The organism is Kitasatospora sp. NPDC001095 (assembly GCF_053598615.1).
The window spans coordinates 38,619-54,743 of the sequence record NZ_JBSFKQ010000025.1; the positions used below are offsets into that span (position 1 = coordinate 38,619).

The following is a 16,125-nucleotide window of genomic DNA, read 5'->3' on the forward strand; positions in this document are numbered from 1 at the left end:
CGCGGCCGGGGAGGTGCGGGCCGGAGCCGTGTGGGCGGCCCTACGGCTTCACCGAGCGGTAGTAGCGCGCCGCGCCGGTGTGCAGCGGCAGCGGGTCGGTGTAGACGGCGGTGCGCAGGTCGACCAGCTGGGCGGCGTGCACCTGGGCGCCGATCTGGTCCCGGCTGTCGATCACCGCGCGGGTCACGCCCTCGACCAGGCCCGGGTCCGCGTCGTCCCGGGTGATCAGCAGGTTGGGCACGGCCACCGTGGCGACGGCGTCCTTGGGCTCGGCGTTCGGGTAGGTGCCCTTGGGCATGGTGGCCGCCCGGTAGGCGTCGGTGCCGCCGCCCTCGGCGTTGTGCAGGGCCTCGGAGAGGTCGCTCAGCGGCACGAGCCGGATCGGGAAGTGGTCGGAGAGGTCGGTGAGCGCGCTGGTGGGCAGGCCGCCGGACCAGAAGAAGGCGTCCAGCCTGCCCGCGCGCAGGTCGTCGGCGGCCTCGCCGATCCCCTTCGGCACCGGGACGATGTCGTGGTCCGGATCCAGTCCCGCGGTGGCCAGCAGCCGCTTGGTCACCAGGTTCACCCCGGACTGCGGCAGGCCGACGCCGACCCGCAGGCCCTTGAGGTCGGCGGTGCGGCGCACCGGCGAGGAGGCCGGGACGATCAGCTGCAGGTAGTCGTCGTACAGCCGGGCGATCGCCCGCAGCTTCTCCTTGCCGGGGCGCTGGTAGTCGGCGACCGCGTCGGCGGTGGCTATCGCGAAGGTGTCCCGGCCGTCGATCACCCGGGTGAGGTTGTCCACCGAGCCCTCGGAGTTGTCCAGCGCCAGCCGTACGCCCGGCATCGCCCGGGAGACGTGCGCCTGGAGCAGTTGTCCGTACCGGTCGTAGACGCCGCGCTGCACCCCGGTGGCGAAGCGGACCTCGCCGCGCGGGTACCCGGGCGAGCGGCCCGCCGACAGCCACCAGCCGCCGAACCCGGCCACCAGCAGTACCAGCACCAGCACCGTCCGCCACAACGGGCTGCGGGCCGCGGCGCGGACGGCGGCGCCGAGACGGGACGGGGTGGTGTGGGCCATGCAGGGATACTGCCAGGCGCTCCGGCCGAACGGGAGTGGAACGGGGGGTGGAAGCTCCGGGAAAAGCGCTTCGCCGCTGCCCGTACCCTGGTCTGGTGAGCGGTGAGAGCGGATTGAAGAGCTACAAGGTCGTCACGCACGGCTGTCAGATGAACGTCCACGACTCCGAGCGGCTGTCCGGCCTGCTGGAGGACGCGGGCTACGTCAAGGCCGGGCCCGAGGGCGACCCGGACCTGGTGGTGTTCAACACCTGCGCGGTGCGCGAGAACGCCGACAACAAGCTGTACGGCAACCTCGGCCAGCTCGCGCCGGTCAAGACCCGCCATAAGGGCATGCAGATCGCCGTCGGCGGCTGCCTGGCGCAGAAGGACCGCGAGACCATCGTCAAGCGCGCCCCCTGGGTCGACGTGGTCTTCGGCACCCACAACATCGGCCACCTGCCGGCGCTGCTGGAGCGGGCCGCGGTCGAGCGCAGGGCCCAGGTCGAGATCCTGGAGTCGCTGGAGACCTTCCCCTCCACGCTGCCGACCCGCCGCGAGTCCGCGTACGCCGCCTGGGTCGCCATCTCGGTCGGCTGCAACAACACCTGCACCTTCTGCATCGTCCCCGCGCTGCGCGGCAAGGAGGAGGACCGCCGCCCCGGCGACGTCCTCGCCGAGATCGAGGCGCTGGTGGACGAGGGCGTCATCGAGGTGACCCTGCTCGGCCAGAACGTCAACGCGTACGGCTCCGACCTGGGCGACCGCGAGGCCTTCTCCAAGCTGCTGCGCGCCGCCGGCCAGATCGAGGGCCTGGAGCGGATCCGCTTCACCTCGCCGCACCCGCGCGACTTCACCGACGACGTGATCGCCGCGATGGCCGAGACCCCGAACGTGATGCACCAGCTGCACATGCCGCTGCAGTCGGGATCGGACCGCGTCCTCAAGGCGATGCGCCGCTCCTACCGGCAGGAGCGCTTCCTCGGGATCATCCGCAAGGTCCGCGAGGCGATGCCGGACGCGGCGATCTCCACCGACATCATCGTGGGCTTCCCCGGCGAGACCGAGGAGGACTTCGAGGAGACGATGCACGTCGTCCGCGAGGCCCGCTTCACCAACGCCTTCACCTTCCAGTACTCCAAGCGCCCCGGCACCCCCGCCGCGGAGATGGAGGACCAGGTGCCGAAGGAGGTCGTGCAGGCCCGCTACGACCGGCTGATCGCCCTCCAGGAGGAGATCTCCTGGGAGGAGAACAAGAAGCAGGTCGGACGCACCCTGGAGATCCTGGTCGCCGAGGGCGAGGGCAAGAAGGACGACCAGACCCGGCGGCTCTCCGGGCGCGCGCCCGACAACCGGCTGGTGCACTTCAACCCGAGTCTTCGAGGGTCGAACGACGAGCACAGCACGAACCCGGAGGAGCCGCTGCGCCCCGGCGACATGGTGACCGTCGAGATCACCTACGCCGCCCCGCACCACCTGCTCGCCGAGGGCCCGGCACTCGCGGTGCGCCGCACCCGGGCCGGCGACGCCTGGGAGAAGCGCCAGACCGCGGCCGCCGCCAAGCCGGCCGGCGTGATGCTGGGCCTGCCGAAGGTCGGCGCCCCGGCCGAGCTGCCGCTCGCCGCGCCGGCGGGCGGGGCCTGCTGCGGCGACTGACGCCACGGTCCGTACGGCGGCCCGGCCGGAGCTCCCCAGCTCCGGCCGGGCCGTTCGGCTTCCCGGCTAGAGTGATCCGCATGCTGGTAGCCGCCGCCGTGTGCCCCTGTCCGCCGCTGCTCGTCCCCGAGGTCGCCGCCGGGGCCGCGCCCGAGCTGGACGGCCTGCGCGCGGCCTGCGACGAGGCGCTGGCCGCGCTGGTCGAGGCCGCCCCGCAGCTGGTCGTGGTGGTCGGCACCGGGCCGGCGGCCGAGGTGTGGACCGAGGGCGGGGCCGGTTCCTTCCACCGCTACGGCGTGCCGCTGGTCGCCAAGCTGCCCGGCGAGCGGGTCGAGGGGCCGGAGCTGGCGCCCTCGCTGACCGTCGGCGCCTGGCTGCTGGAGCGCGCCGGGGTGAGCCTGCCGACGCACGCCTGCGCGGTGCCCGCGGACGCCCCCGCGGACCGGATGCTCGGCCTCGGCCAGGGCCTGGCCGGCCTCGCGGACCGGGTCGCCCTGCTGGTGCTCGGCGACGGCAGCGCCTGCCGTTCGGTGAAGGCGCCCGGCTACCTGGACGAGCGGGCCGAGGACTTCGACACCGTCCTGGCCGCCGCCCTGGGCACGGCCGACCTGCCCGCCCTGGCCGCCCTGGACCCCGGCCTGGCCGCCGAACTCAAGGCCGACGGCCGGGCGCCCTGGCAGGTGCTGGCCGGCGCCGCGGAGGGCGCCGGCCTCACCGGGCGGCTGGGCTACCAGGACGCGCCGTACGGGGTCGGGTACTTCGTGGCGTCCTGGTCCTAGCCGACCCGGACGGGGGCAGGCCGCGAGGTGGGAACGGCCGGGTCGGGACTGCCGGTCAGGACGGCCGGTCAGGACTGCGGGGGCTGCTCCGCGCCGCCCGGCTTCGGCTTGTGGGCGAAGTCGCCGACCGCGCCCTTGGCCTTGTCCGCGCCGTGCTCGATCTTGTCGCTGTACTTGCCCTTGGTCGCCTTGTCGATCGCGCCGCCGGCCTTGTCCACGGCCTTCTCGATCTGGTCGCTGTGCTTGCCCGCGAACTCGCTGGCCTTGTCCTTGAGCTCCTCGGCCTTGCCCTTGAGGTTGTCCATCAGGCCCATGGCGATCTCCTTCGTCCGCTGTTTCCCGGACAACGTCCGGGCTCGGCAAAGCGTTCGCAAAACCGGCTCAACCGGGGAAACGGCCGGAAAAGGTCCGGGAAACAGTCATATCGTCGCGCAGCCGCAGGCGGGTGGCAGCCCGGTCTCCGGTCACCCGGCGGTTTTGGGAGACTGGAGCGGTGAGCAGCTCCAGCACCCCGCATGTCGTCTCGGTTGTCGGCGCGACCGCCGCCGGCAAGTCCGACCTGGCCGTCGCCATCGCCCGCAGTCTCGACGGCGAGGTGATCAACACCGACTCGATGCAGCTGTACCGGGGCATGGACATCGGCACCGCCAAGCTCACCACGGCCGAGCGCGGGGGAGTGCCGCACCACCTGCTGGACATCTGGGACGTCACCGAGGCCGCCAGCGTCGCCGAGTACCAGCGGCTGGCCCGGGCCGAGATCGACCGGCTGCTCGCCGCCGGCCGCACGCCCGTCCTGGTCGGCGGCTCCGGGCTGTACGTCCGGGCGGCGATCGACGAGATGGAGTTCCCGGGCACCGACCCGGCGGTGCGGGCCCGGCTGGAGGCCGAGCTGGAGCAGTCCGGCCCGTACGAGCTGCACCGGCGGCTCGCCGAGCTGGACCCGGCGGCCGCCGAGGCGATCCTCACCGGCAACGGCCGGCGGATCGTCCGGGCCCTGGAGGTCATCGAGATCACCGGGCAGCCGTTCACCGCCAACCTGCCGAGCAACACCGCCGTCTACCAGGCGGTGCAGATCGGCGTCGCCGTGCCGCGCCCCGAGCTGGACGAGCGGATCGCCCTGCGGGTCGACCGGATGTGGGAGGCCGGGCTGCTGGACGAGGTGCGGGAGCTGGAGAAGGCCGGGCTGCGGGAGGGGCGGACCGCCTCCCGGGCGCTCGGCTACCAGCAGGTGCTGGACCACTTCGCCGGCGAGTGCACCGAGGACGAGGCCCGGGCCGAGACCGTCCGGGCCACCAAGCGCTTCGCCCGCCGTCAGGAGTCCTGGTTCCGCCGCGACGACCGGATCAACTGGCTCTCCCGACCGGCCGGCACCGACCCCGTCGAGCTGCTGGAACGGTCCCTCGAACTGATCGGCCGTCAGGGAGTTCCGGCCGCGTAGGAAGGGTTTCCGGCCAATCCGGCGGTGCACCTGCGCGCGCAGGGGACCGTGCAGGACGAACCGGCGGTCACGGCCCGATCACGTGATGGCCACGGATCACCCGTCGACCCCGGTCAGGCCGGGAACGCCCCTCTGGACATGCCATCATCGATGCCGTAGGGGTCGTCCGAACGGGCCGACCGTGCCCGGCCGCGAGTCCGCTCGTGTCGAACTGTCAGGGGAGGCCGTGTGTCGACGGGTACCGGCCCCGATTCCGGCCAGAGCGGAAGCGTCACCGCACCGGCCGAGGAGTTCGACGAGTCGACGATGGGCGACCTCCCCGTGCTGACCGGCCTGGAGGCGCCGACCTCCTACGCGGCCGCGGTGCCCGCCCTGGACACCCGCACCCCGCCCGGCGGCGCGGTGCACGAGCGGGAGATCCGCCCGCTGCGCCGGCTGCGCTGGTGGCAGACCCTGCCGATCGCCCTGCTGGGCACCCTCGGCTCGCTGATGTTCGCCTTCCCGCTCGCCTTCGGCTCGGCCGGGGCGCGCGCCACCATGGTCGGGATGCTCGGGCTGCTGCTCACCGCCGCCTCGATGGGCTGGGGCGCGATGGCCGCCCGGCACGCCGGCTACAAGTGGCCGGGGCTGCCGCGCCGGGGCTCCGGGCAGCGGGCCGGCTGGAAGGCCATCGTGGTCTACACCCTGATCGCGGTGGCCGCCTGCGCGCTCGCGGTCTGGCGGGTCGCGTACCTGCGCTGAGCGCCCACCGGCGGCGCCGGTCCGGGTGCGCCCGGGGTGGCGCCGGTCCGGGAGCGCCCGGGGGCGAGCGGGTGGTTCGCCGCTCAGTACCATCGGAGGGGTGAGCGCATCCTCTCCCCAGCAGGTCGGCATCCCCTTCTTCAAGGGGCACGGCACCCAGAACGACTTCGTCATCGTCCCGGACCCGGACGGCGCGCTGGAGATCGGTCCCGAGACCGTCGCCGCGCTGTGCGACCGGCGGGCCGGCGTCGGCGGGGACGGGCTGCTGCGCGTGGTGCGCGCCGCCGCCGACCCGGCGGCCGCGGGGATGGCCGACCGGGCCGAGTGGTTCATGGACTACCGCAATTCGGACGGCAGCACCGCCGAGATGTGCGGCAACGGCCTGCGGGTCTTCGCCCGCTTCCTGGTCGAGGCCGGCCTGGCCGAGCCGGGCGAGCTGGCCGTCGCCACCCGCTCCGGGGTGCTCACCGCGAAGGTCGCCGGGGTCGCCGAGGACGGCACGCCCGGCGACGTCACCATCGACATGGGCCGGGCCCGGCTGCCCGGCCCCGACGGCATCGAGGTCGCGGTCGGCGAGCGGCGCTGGCCGGCCGTGAACGTCAACATGGGCAACCCCCACGCGGTGGCCTTCGTGGAGAGCCTGGACCACGCCGGCGACCTGTTCGACGCGCCGCTCACCAGCCCCGCCGACGCCTACCCGGAGGGCGTCAACGTCGAGTTCGTGGTGGACCGCGGGCCGCGGCACGTCGCGATGCGGGTGCACGAGCGCGGCTCGGGCGAGACCCGCTCCTGCGGCACCGGCGCCTGCGCGGTGGCGGTGGCCGCCATCCGCCGGGACGGCGCCGACCCGGCCGTCACCGGCGAGGCGGTCTCGTACACCGTGGACGTGCTGGGCGGCCGACTGGTCATCACCGAGCACCCGGACGGCCGGGTGGAGATGGCCGGGCCGGCGGTGATCGTGGCCGAGGGGCGCCTGGACGGGCGCTGGTGGGAGTCGGTGCGCTGAGGTCTGCCGGGCCCGAGGCCCGGTTTGCCCAATTCGTGCGGTGACGAATCCCCCCGATCGGGTGATACCGGTCGCGGACGGGAATCAGGGCGTCGCGGAACGTGCTCTGCTCGGTAGCATGGACCACCGGGTCGATCACCCCATGGGGAGGGGTGTCAAGATCACCCCCCTCGCGCGGGGCGGCGCCCGGCGACCGTTGCCGGAGGTGCCGATGACCATCGAAGCAGCCGGGCAGCCCCTGACGGGGCAGCCGACGACCGTACGGCCGGCCGGGGCCAGGAGGCCCCTCGGAGAGCTCGGCCTGGCCGCCCTCGGCCGGGCCGGGCGGGCGGCACTGCTCGCCACCGGCCGGCCGCCCGTGCCGGACGCCCTGGAGCCGCTCGTCCGGGTGCACCGTCGGCACCATCCGCAGGCCGACCTCGGCCTGCTCGCCCGGGCGTACCGGCTCGCCGAGGCCAGCCACCGCGGCCAGAAGCGCAAGAGCGGCGAGCCGTACATCACCCACCCGCTGGCCGTCACCATGATCCTGGCCCAACTCGGCGCCGGGACGACGACCTTGGTCGCCTCGCTGCTCCACGACACGGTCGAGGACACCGAGTTGACGCTGGACCAGGTCGGCGCCGGGTTCGGGCCCGAAGTCGCCTACCTGGTCGACGGGGTGACGAAGCTGGAGAAGGTCGACTTCGGCGCCGCCGCCGAGGCCGAGACCTTCCGCAAGATGCTGGTCGCCACCGGGGACGACGTCCGGGTGATGGTGATCAAGCTGGCCGACCGGCTGCACAACATGCGCACCATCCGGCACATGAAGCCGGCCAGCCAGGTGCGGATCGCCAAGGTCACCCGGGACGTGCTGATCCCGCTGGCCGAGCGGCTCGGCATCCAGGTGCTCAAGGCGGAGCTGGAGGACATCGTCTTCGCCACCCTGCACCCCGAGGAGCACGCCCGCACCCGCGCCCTGATGGCCGGTCACGAGTCCGAGCCGGACACCCTGCTGGAGCCCTTCGCCCGCCGGCTGGCCCGCCAGCTGGCCGAGGCCGGGGTGTCCGCCGAGGTGACCGTACGGCCCCGGCACTGCGTCTCGCTGCACCGGGTGCTGCTCCGGCGGGCCGCCGTGCCCGGCCCGGACGGCCGGCCGCAGGGGCCGCGTCCGGCCGACTTCGGGCGGCTGCTGGTGGTGGTCGAGGAGAACGCCGACTGCTACGCGGTGCTCGGCGAGCTGCACACCTGCTGGACGCCGCTGCCCGGGGAGTTCAAGGACTTCGTGGCCGCGCCCAAGTTCAACCTCTACCAGTCGCTGCACACCGCCGTGGCGCTCAGCGGCGGCGCGGTGGTCGAGGTGCTGGTCCGCACCCGGCGGATGCACGAGGTGGCCGAGACCGGGGTGGTCGCGCTCGGGGACCCGTCCCCGGCCGGCGCCGTGCAGGACGCCGACGAGCTGGACCGCACCGACCCGGCCCGCCCGGGCTGGCTCAGCCGGCTGCTGGAGTGGCAGCAGGAGACGCCCGACCCGGACGCCTTCTGGTCCACGCTCACCGCCGACCTGGCCGGCGACCGCGAGATCACCGTGGTGACGGAGGGCGGCGAAACGCTTCAGCTGAGGGCGGGCGCCACCTGCGTGGACGCGGCCTACCTGCTCGGCGAGGAGACCGGTCACCGGTGCATCGGCGCGCGGGTCAACGGGCGGCTCACCGCGCTCTCCACCGTGCTGGAGGACGGCGACCAGATCGCGGTGCTCACCGAGACCCTCCCGGCCGGCGGCGGGCAGCCCTCCGGCCCCGCCCCCGAGTGGCTGGCGCACGCCCGCACCCCGGCCGCCCGGCTGGCCATCGAGCGCTGGCTGGCCGGCCACCCGGCCCGGCAGCCGGTGGTCCGCACCGGCCCGGCCGGCGGCCAGCCCGCCCCGCCCGGGCGCCCCGCCACCCGGCGGCCGGGCGCCCCGGTCGCGGTGGCCGGCCGGCCCGGGGCTTCGGTCCGGCTGGCCCGCTGCTGCACCCCGGTGCCGCCGGACGAGGTGGCCGGCTACCCGATCCGCGGCGGAGCGGCGGTCGCGGTGCACCGCACCGGCTGTCCGGCGGGGGAGCGGATGCGCGCGGACGGGCGGGCCGAGCTGGAGGTCCGCTGGTGCCCGGAGGGCGCGCCGGCGGCCGGACACCGGGCGACCCTGCGGGCCGAGGCGCTGAACCGGCCCCGGCTGCTCGCCGACCTCACCGCGGCGATCTCCGGCGCGGGCGTCGGCATCGTCTCGGCCGAGGTCGAGCCGCCGCAGGAGTCCAGGGTCCGGCACACCTACACCGTCGAACTGCCCGAGCCGGCCGCGCTGCCGGGGCTGATGCGGGCGATGCTCAAGGTGTCCGGGGTGTACGACGTGAGCCGTCCGCACGCCCCGGAGGGCGCCCGGGAACCGGGGGAGAGGCCTCCGGGGCGCGCCCCCGGCCCGGTGGCGCGGGGGAAATGGGGATGACCGGCCCGCGTCGGGCGTGCGACCATCATGGGGAATTCACGGCCGGTCCACGGCGTTCTCCGGGCACAGGAGCCCGGGTTCGCGTCCGCGGACCTGAGGGGTAGCTCACCCCGCCCGGACGGTAGCCGGGGCGGCAGCTGGGCAGACTCCGTACGGGACCGCCACCGCGGTCCCCGAAGGCCACCCGTACCAGCGAGCCAAAGGACAGAATGACCTCCACGTTCGACACCCGCGACCACGCCGACGCTCCGCGCCGCCTCGACGGTCTGCGGGCGGAAGCCCTCATGGACGAGGACCTCGCGGCCATCGACGAGGACCTCGGCCACCACTACGACGGCGACCAGTACGACCGCAGCGAGCGAGCGGCCCTGCGCCGGGTCGTCGGCCTCTCCACCGAACTCGAAGACGTCACCGAGGTCGAGTACCGCCAGCTCCGCCTGGAGCGCGTGGTGCTCGTCGGCGTCTGGACGGACGGCACCCTGGAGGAGGCGGAGAACTCGATGGCCGAGCTCGCCGCGCTCGCCGAGACGGCCGGCTCCCAGGTGCTGGACGGCGTCATCCAGCGCCGTGACAAGCCCGACGCGGCCACCTACATCGGCTCCGGCAAGGCGAAGGAGCTGCGGGACATCGTCGCCGCCAGCGGCGCCGACACCGTGGTCTGCGACGGTGAGCTCACCCCCGGGCAGCTGATCCACCTGGAGGACGTGGTCAAGGTCAAGGTCGTCGACCGGACGGCCCTGATCCTGGACATCTTCGCCCAGCACGCCAAGTCCCGGGAGGGCAAGGCGCAGGTCTCGCTCGCGCAGATGCAGTACATGCTGCCGCGGCTGCGAGGCTGGGGTCAGTCGCTGTCCCGGCAGATGGGTGGCGGTGGCTCCGGCACCTCGGGCGGCGGTATGGCCACCCGTGGTCCCGGTGAGACCAAGATCGAGACCGACCGGCGCCGGATCCGCGAGAAGATGGCGAAGCTCCGCAAGGAGATCGCCGACATGAAGAAGGGCCGCGACACCAAGCGCCAGGAGCGCAAGCGCCACCAGGTGCCGTCCGTGGCCATCGCCGGGTACACCAACGCCGGCAAGTCCTCCCTGCTCAACCGGCTCACCGGCGCGGGCGTGCTGGTGGAGAACGCGCTGTTCGCCACCCTGGACCCGACCGTGCGCCGGGCCGAGACCCCGAGCGGGCGGCTCTACACCCTGGCCGACACCGTCGGCTTCGTCCGGCACCTGCCGCACCACCTGGTCGAGGCCTTCCGCTCGACCATGGAGGAGGTCGCCGACGCGGACCTCGTCCTGCACGTGGTGGACGGCTCGCACCCCGAGCCGGAGACGCAGCTGGCCGCCGTCCGCGAGGTCATCGTCTCGGTCGACGCGCAGAACGTGCCGGAGATCGTGGTGATCAACAAGGCGGACGCCGCCGATCCGCACGTGCTCCAGCGGCTGCTGCGCCGCGAGCCGCACGCCATCGTGGTGTCGGCCCGCAGCGGCGCGGGCATCGATGAGCTGCTGCAGCTGATCGACGACGAGCTGCCGCGTCCGGCGGTCGAGGTGCGGGCCCTGGTGCCCTACACCCAGGGCGCGCTGGTCTCCCGGGTGCACGCCGAGGGGGAGCTGCTCTCCACCGAGCACACCGGCGAGGGCACCCTGCTGCACGCCAAGGTGCCGGCCGAGCTGGCCGCCGAGCTGGAGTACTTCGCGGTGGCCCTGCAGGGCTGACGCCGGAGCGTACGCGGGGCCCCGGGACGGTGTTCGTCCCGGGGACCCGCGCGTGCCCGGGCCGGCCGGGTCTCACCTGACGTTCTTGGCGAAGTAGTCGAAGGCCTGCTTCGCCTGGTCCTGCAGGGAGGGGCCGGCCTGGTAGCCGGCCGGGTTGCGGTCGCCGACCGCGCCGACGCTGATCAGGTTGGGCTTGCCGTCCCTGGTGACGAACCAGCCGCCGCCGGCGGCGCCGGCCGTCATGGTGCAGCCGATCACGTACATCGGCGGCCGGGTCCGGTCGAAGGACAGCCGCCCGGGCGCGACCGGGGAGTCGCAGTGCGCGAGCTCCAGCCCGTCGAACGGCCGCTCGGCCGGATAGCCGTAGGCGGCGGCCGCGGTGATCTGCTCGCGCGGGGCGTTGAACCAGATCGGCACCGCCCCGCCGACCGCCTCTTCCAGGGACCTGCCGGAGCCGTCCTCGCCGCTCACCCGCAGGACGCCGTAGTCGTACTGGTCGCGGGCGCCGACGCCGCCCTCCTGGAGCCAGGTCGGCGAGACCAGCGCGCGCACCGCCGTCCACCGGCCGTACGGGGCGGCCCGCTGGTCGGGGTTCGGCTTGCCGTGGACCAGCAGGCCGTCCCGGTTGTAGCCCGGCACGAAGACCAGGTTCCGCAGCCAGCCGCCGCCCTTGCCGTCGTGCAGGCAGTGCGCGGCGGTGTACACGAGGTTGCTGCGGCCGGGGTTGACCGGGTCGGAGACCACGGTGGCGGAACAGGTCGCGTCACCCTGCGGCGTGGTCATGAAGAGCCGGCCGACCACCGAGCCGGCCGGGCCGTACGGGTGCGGCTGCGGCGCGGCCGGGACGGCGGCGGGCGGGGCGTCCCGCTCGACGCCGGGCGCGGCGGGGGCGGTCAGGGAGTACTCCGGGGTGGGCCGGGGCCTGGCGGCGTCCATCCGGGCCGCCGTCCAGGGGCGGGGCGCCGGGTCGTCGGCGAAGGCGCTGTCCGCGACGTAGCGGGCCCAGTCCTCCACCTTCCAGCCGCTCAGGTCGCCGGTGCTGGTGGGCGCGGACCTCGGCAGGGCGAGCGGCGCGGTGGGGGGCCGGGCGGGGCCCTCCGGGCCGCACCCGGCCGCGCCCAGCGCGAGCGCGGCGAGCAGCGCGGCGCCGGCCGTCGCGGCCCGGCGCCCGCGGCTGGTGGTTCTCGGCATGCTGGCTCGCCCCCCGTGCTGTGCTGGTGGTTCCGTCACCGCCCCCGGTGGCGGCCGCTGCCGCGTCCCGGGTGGCCGGTCACTTCTTGGAGATCCAGTCCAGCGCCTGCCGGGCGACCGCCTCCAGGTACGGGCCGCTCAGCGAGGTGTGCTCCTGGGTGCCGATCGAGGTGTTGCTGACCAGGGCGGTCCTGCCGTCCGGCATGGTGGCGAACCAGCCGCCGCCGCTGGCGCCCTGGGTCATGTTGCAGCCGATGGTCAGCATGGTCGGGCGCTTGGCGTCGAAGGAGAGCCGGGTGGGCTTGCCGCCTTCGCACCTGTACAGCTCCTGGCCGTCGAACGGCTTCATCAGCGGGTAGCCGACGGCCGCGACCTTGAGCTGGTCGCGCGGGGCGTCGAACCAGACCGGGACGGCCGAACCGACCGTCTCCTCCAGGGACTTGCCGGTGTCGTTCTGGTTGCGCACGCGCATGACCGCGAAGTCGTACTGGTTGGCGGCGTCGCCGCTGCCGCCGCCCTCGACCATCCACTGCGGCGAGGTGGTGACCTGGTCGGCCCACCAGGTGCCGAGCGGGGCCAGCTCGGACAGCGGGGCGCGCTTGCCGCCGCTGGAGGCACCCGAGTTGTTGTAGGCGGGCACGAAGACCAGGTCCTTGTAGAAGTTCCCGCCCTTGCCCTCGTGCACGCAGTGGCCGGCCGTCCAGACCAGGTTGCTCTTGCCCGGGTGCTGCGGGTCGGCGATCACCGTCGCCGAGCAGTTGCCGCGGCCGCCCTGGGCGGAGAAGAACACCTTGCCGGAGGGCTGCTTCGTGTACGGGCGGGGCATCGCCACGGCCTTGACCAGCGCGGGCTCGGGGTCGGTCACGCCGTCGTCGGTGGCCGGCGCGGGCGTGGCCGGGGCGGGCTTGGCGGCGGGCGGCGCCGGGTCGGCGGGCTTGGAGTCGCCCATCTTGTCCGGGTCCCAGAAGTCCTTCACCACCGGGTTGTTGAAGACGTGCTTGGACGCCCACTTGTCCCAGTCCTCGTACTTCCACTTCTTCAGGTCGTCCCAGCTCCTGGGCAGTCCCTCCAGCAGGCTGGTCGGGATCCCGGACGGGAGGGTGATCCCGCCGATCACCCCGCCCGAGCCCGCGGCCGGGGTCGTGGAGGAGGAGGGCGGTGCCGCGGCGGCGGTCCCGCCGCCGCCCGCCGGGCCGTCCGGCCCGCAGGCGGTCACGGCGAGCAGTGTGCCCGCGGCCAGGGCGGCGGCCAGGGCTGACCGGTGGATCGTGGGCATCTGTGCGCTTCCCCCTGTGCTCGTTCGATCGGTGCCGGGTGCCGGGCGGTGCCGGGCCCCCTGACGGTGCCGGGCCGGCGGCTTCGGACCGGAGCGGTACGGGCCCGGCCGGTTCGCGGTGCGGCGCTCCGCCGTCCTGGAGTCTTCCATCGCAGACGAGGACGGCGGTGCCCGCCCCCCGGGTTGCGGCGCGGGCCGGAGGTCACCGATCCGTGACCCGGGCTCGGCCGGCGCACCGGCCCAGCAGGGCGATCGGCCCCGGAGGTGGACAATCGCCGATTCTCACCCGGACGAGTGAGCCGTCCTTGTGATCACCCGTCATGGATAGGTAACCCTTACCTGACGCGACGGTGCGGGTGCCCGCCGATCCCCTCCACCACAGTGCGCGTCCGCACCCCCACGCGCCCCAAGGAGCAGCCTTGAGCACCGCCGCCCTCACCGGAGCCCCGCCCGTACCGCCGCCCGCTGTGGAGCGGGCGGACCCCGAGCACGACCTGCTGCTGCACCCCGACCCGGCCGTCGCCGCCGAACAGGCGGGACTGGAGGCCCTGCTGCGCTGCTGGACGCGCGAGACCGGAGCCCGGCCCGGACCGGACGGCAGGCTGCGGATCGGCGTCCTCGGCGGGGCCGCCCGGCTCACCGCCCCCGTTCGCTACTGGTCGCCCGGCGGCTGGCACCGCTTCGGGCCCGCCACCCTCGCGGTCGGGGAGGCCACCGCGGCGGGCGACGTCGCCGAAGCCCCGGTGGACGCCGTCACCACCGCCGCGCTGCTCGCCGCCGCGGCCGCCGAACGGCCCGACCCCGGGCAGGTCGCCGACCTGGCCGCCAGGGTCGCCGACTCGGTCGTGCGCACCGCCGAGATCCTCGCCCACCGCCGCACCGCCGCCACCCCCGGCGGCCCCGAGCGCTCCCGCTTTCTCGCCGCCGAGCAGTCCCTGCTGCTCGGCCACCCGCTGCACCCCACGCCGAAGAGCCGCGACGGCCTCGGCCCCGCCCAGAGCGCCGCCTACTCGCCCGAACTGCACGGCTCCTTCCAACTGCACTGGTACGCCGTGGACCGCGAGCTGCTCGCGGCCGGCTCCGCCGTCGCCGAGAGCGCCGAACAGCTCACCGCCGGCCTCCTCGACGGCGGCACGGCGCTGCCGCCCGGCACCGCCGCCGTCCCGCTGCACCCCTGGCAGGCCCGCGAACTCGCCCACCGCCCGGCCGTCGCCGCACTGCTCGCCGACGGGCTGCTGCACGACCTCGGCCCGGCCGGCGAGCCCTGGTACCCCACCTCCTCGGTGCGCACCGTCTACCGGCCCGGTAGCCCGTGGATGCTCAAGCTCTCGCTCGGCCTGCGGATCACCAACTCCCGCCGGGAGAACCTGCGCAAGGAACTCCACCGCGGCCTGGAGATGCACCGGCTGCTGGAGAGCGGACTGGCCGCCGAGTGGCGGGCCGCCCACCCCGGCTTCGACATCGTCCGCGACCCGGCCTGGATCGGCGTCGACCACCCCGACCTCGGCGACCCGGGCGGCCTGGACACCGTGCTGCGCGCCCAGCCCTTCGCGCCCGCCGAGCGCGCGCTTTGCGTCGCCGGACTGGTCGCCGAACAGCCGCTGGGCACCGGCGACACCGTGCCCTCCCGGCTCGGCGACACCCTGCGGGCGCTCGCAGCCCGCTTCGCCCGCCCGCTGCCGACCGTCGCCGCCGAATGGTTCCTGCGCTACCTGGACGCGGTCGTGCTGCCCATCCTCTGGCTGGACGGCCGGGGCGGCATCGCCCTGGAGGCGCACCAGCAGAACAGCCTCGTGCTGCTGGACGCCGCGGGCTGGCCGCGCGGCGGCCGCTACCGCGACAACCAGGGCTACTACTACCGGGAGAGCGCCACCGCCAGGCTCGCCGCCCGGCTGCCCGGGCTCGGCACGGACAGCGACACCTTCCTGCCGGACGAGGTGATCGACCACCACTTCGCCTACTACCTCGGCATCAACCACGTGCTCGGCCTGATCGGCGCCTTCGGCTCCCAGCGGCTCGCCGACGAGACGGTGCTGCTGGCCGCGCTGCGCCGGTTCCTGGCCGGCCCGCGGGCCGCCGCCACCGGCTCGGCGCTGCCCGCGCTGCTGCTGGACGCGCCCACCCTGCCCTGCAAGGCCAACCTGCTCACCCGGATCAACGGCATGGACGAGCTGGTCGGCCCGGTCGCCAGCCAGTCCGTGTACGTGGACATCCCCAACCCGGTGGCGGGCGCCTGATGCTCTGCGACCCGCCCGGGTGGGGCTCCGTCCCCACCCCGGCCGGCGAGTTCCGGCTCGGCCCGGTCCGGCTGCCCGCCGACCTGGCACTGCTCGCCGGGTGGATGAACGACCCCGAGGTCGACGCCTTCTGGGAACTCGCCGGGCCGCCGGAGGTCACCGAACGGCACGTCCGGGCCCAGCTGGAGGGCGACGGCCGCAGCACCCCGTGCCTCGGCCTGCTCGACGGCGAGCCGCTGAGCTACTGGGAGGTCTACCGCGCCGACCTCGACCCGCTCGCCGCGCACTACCCGGCCCGGCCGCACGACACCGGCGTGCACCTGCTGCTCGGTCCCGCCGCCAGCCGTGGCCGCGGGCTCGGCGCCGTCCTCCTGGCCGCTTTTGCAGAATTGATTCTGCTCCGGAACCCGCGCTGCGAACGGGTGGTGGCCGAGCCGGACGTCCGCAACCGGCGGTCCGTCCGGGCCTTCGAACGAGCCGGATTCCGGGCCGTCGCCGAACTCGACCTGCCCGACAAGCGCGCCGCCCTGATGGTCCGCGACCGGGCCGACGGGCCCGTCGCGCAGGCCCAACTCCCCGCCTAGGACAAC

Annotated in this window: 13 protein-coding genes; 9 read left to right on the forward strand and 4 right to left on the reverse strand. The window is 74.6% G+C overall.

Annotation, left to right across the window (positions count from 1 at the left end):
* Positions 1-40: 40 nt before the first annotated feature.
* Positions 41-1,060: a TAXI family TRAP transporter solute-binding subunit gene (locus tag ACWDBB_RS21155; protein ID WP_449791074.1), complete on the reverse strand. Its 1,020-nt coding sequence runs from the start codon at positions 1,058-1,060 to the stop codon at positions 41-43.
* 95 nt (positions 1,061-1,155) lie between these two features.
* Between ACWDBB_RS21155 and miaB the strand changes: the two genes are divergently transcribed.
* Positions 1,156-2,694, forward strand: a complete 1,539-nt coding sequence (miaB, locus tag ACWDBB_RS21160; protein ID WP_449791075.1) for a tRNA (N6-isopentenyl adenosine(37)-C2)-methylthiotransferase MiaB — start codon at positions 1,156-1,158, stop codon at positions 2,692-2,694.
* Positions 2,695-2,774: 80 nt separating this feature from the next.
* Positions 2,775-3,473, forward strand: coding sequence for a class III extradiol dioxygenase subunit B-like domain-containing protein (locus ACWDBB_RS21165; RefSeq protein WP_449791076.1), 699 nt, complete (start codon positions 2,775-2,777; stop codon positions 3,471-3,473).
* Between the two features lie 68 nt (positions 3,474-3,541).
* Here ACWDBB_RS21165 and ACWDBB_RS21170 read toward each other — a convergent pair whose 3' ends face one another.
* On the reverse strand, positions 3,542-3,787 hold the full coding sequence (locus ACWDBB_RS21170) for an antitoxin (RefSeq protein WP_449791077.1): 246 nt from the start codon (positions 3,785-3,787) through the stop codon (positions 3,542-3,544).
* A 179-nt stretch (positions 3,788-3,966) separates the two neighbouring features.
* On the opposite strand from ACWDBB_RS21170, the gene miaA reads away from it, so the two are divergent.
* From miaA to hflX, 5 genes are all read left to right on the forward strand, one after another.
* Complete coding sequence (gene miaA / locus ACWDBB_RS21175; RefSeq protein ID WP_449791078.1) at positions 3,967-4,911, forward strand: tRNA (adenosine(37)-N6)-dimethylallyltransferase MiaA; 945 nt, start codon at positions 3,967-3,969, stop codon at positions 4,909-4,911.
* 228 nt (positions 4,912-5,139) lie between these two features.
* Complete coding sequence (locus ACWDBB_RS21180; protein ID WP_392883641.1) at positions 5,140-5,652, forward strand: hypothetical protein; 513 nt, start codon at positions 5,140-5,142, stop codon at positions 5,650-5,652.
* Between the two features lie 100 nt (positions 5,653-5,752).
* Positions 5,753-6,658 (forward strand): diaminopimelate epimerase, encoded by a 906-nt coding sequence (dapF, locus tag ACWDBB_RS21185; RefSeq protein WP_449791079.1) that lies wholly within the window; start codon positions 5,753-5,755, stop codon positions 6,656-6,658.
* Between the two features lie 211 nt (positions 6,659-6,869).
* Positions 6,870-9,119 carry a RelA/SpoT family protein gene (locus ACWDBB_RS21190; RefSeq protein WP_449791080.1) on the forward strand — a complete coding sequence of 750 codons (2,250 nt, stop codon included), beginning with the start codon at positions 6,870-6,872 and terminating at the stop codon, positions 9,117-9,119.
* A 209-nt stretch (positions 9,120-9,328) separates the two neighbouring features.
* Entirely contained in the window at positions 9,329-10,831 is a 1,503-nt protein-coding gene (gene hflX, locus ACWDBB_RS21195) for a GTPase HflX (protein ID WP_449791081.1), read from the forward strand.
* Positions 10,832-10,903: 72 nt separating this feature from the next.
* Here hflX and ACWDBB_RS21200 read toward each other — a convergent pair whose 3' ends face one another.
* A complete protein-coding gene (locus ACWDBB_RS21200) occupies positions 10,904-12,022 on the reverse strand; it encodes a trypsin-like serine peptidase (RefSeq protein ID WP_449791082.1) in 1,119 nt (372 codons plus the stop codon).
* A 79-nt stretch (positions 12,023-12,101) separates the two neighbouring features.
* Positions 12,102-13,298: a trypsin-like serine peptidase gene (locus ACWDBB_RS21205; protein WP_449791083.1), complete on the reverse strand. Its 1,197-nt coding sequence runs from the start codon at positions 13,296-13,298 to the stop codon at positions 12,102-12,104.
* A gap of 419 nt (positions 13,299-13,717) precedes the next feature.
* Between ACWDBB_RS21205 and ACWDBB_RS21210 the strand changes: the two genes are divergently transcribed.
* The gene (locus ACWDBB_RS21210; protein ID WP_449791084.1) at positions 13,718-15,535 is read left to right on the forward strand and encodes an IucA/IucC family protein; all 1,818 of its coding nucleotides are present in this window, start codon (positions 13,718-13,720) and stop codon (positions 15,533-15,535) included.
* Positions 15,427-16,119 (forward strand): GNAT family N-acetyltransferase, encoded by a 693-nt coding sequence (locus tag ACWDBB_RS21215; protein ID WP_449791115.1) that lies wholly within the window; start codon positions 15,427-15,429, stop codon positions 16,117-16,119. Before ACWDBB_RS21210 ends, ACWDBB_RS21215 begins: the two co-directional genes overlap by 109 nt.
* Positions 16,120-16,125 lie beyond the last annotated feature (6 nt).

Excerpts from the sequence above, each read along its gene's own strand:
- ACWDBB_RS21155 (WP_449791074.1), bottom strand. The coding sequence starts at position 1,060 with ATGGCCCACACCACCCCGTCCCGTCTCGGCGCCGCCGTCCGCGCCGCG.
- ACWDBB_RS21165 (WP_449791076.1), top strand. The coding sequence starts at position 2,775 with ATGCTGGTAGCCGCCGCCGTGTGCCCCTGTCCGCCGCTGCTCGTCCCC.
- ACWDBB_RS21170 (WP_449791077.1), bottom strand. The coding sequence starts at position 3,787 with ATGGGCCTGATGGACAACCTCAAGGGCAAGGCCGAGGAGCTCAAGGAC.
- ACWDBB_RS21190 (WP_449791080.1), top strand. The coding sequence starts at position 6,870 with ATGACCATCGAAGCAGCCGGGCAGCCCCTGACGGGGCAGCCGACGACC.
- hflX (WP_449791081.1), top strand. The coding sequence starts at position 9,329 with ATGACCTCCACGTTCGACACCCGCGACCACGCCGACGCTCCGCGCCGC.
- ACWDBB_RS21200 (WP_449791082.1), bottom strand. The coding sequence starts at position 12,022 with ATGCCGAGAACCACCAGCCGCGGGCGCCGGGCCGCGACGGCCGGCGCC.
- ACWDBB_RS21205 (WP_449791083.1), bottom strand. The coding sequence starts at position 13,298 with ATGCCCACGATCCACCGGTCAGCCCTGGCCGCCGCCCTGGCCGCGGGC.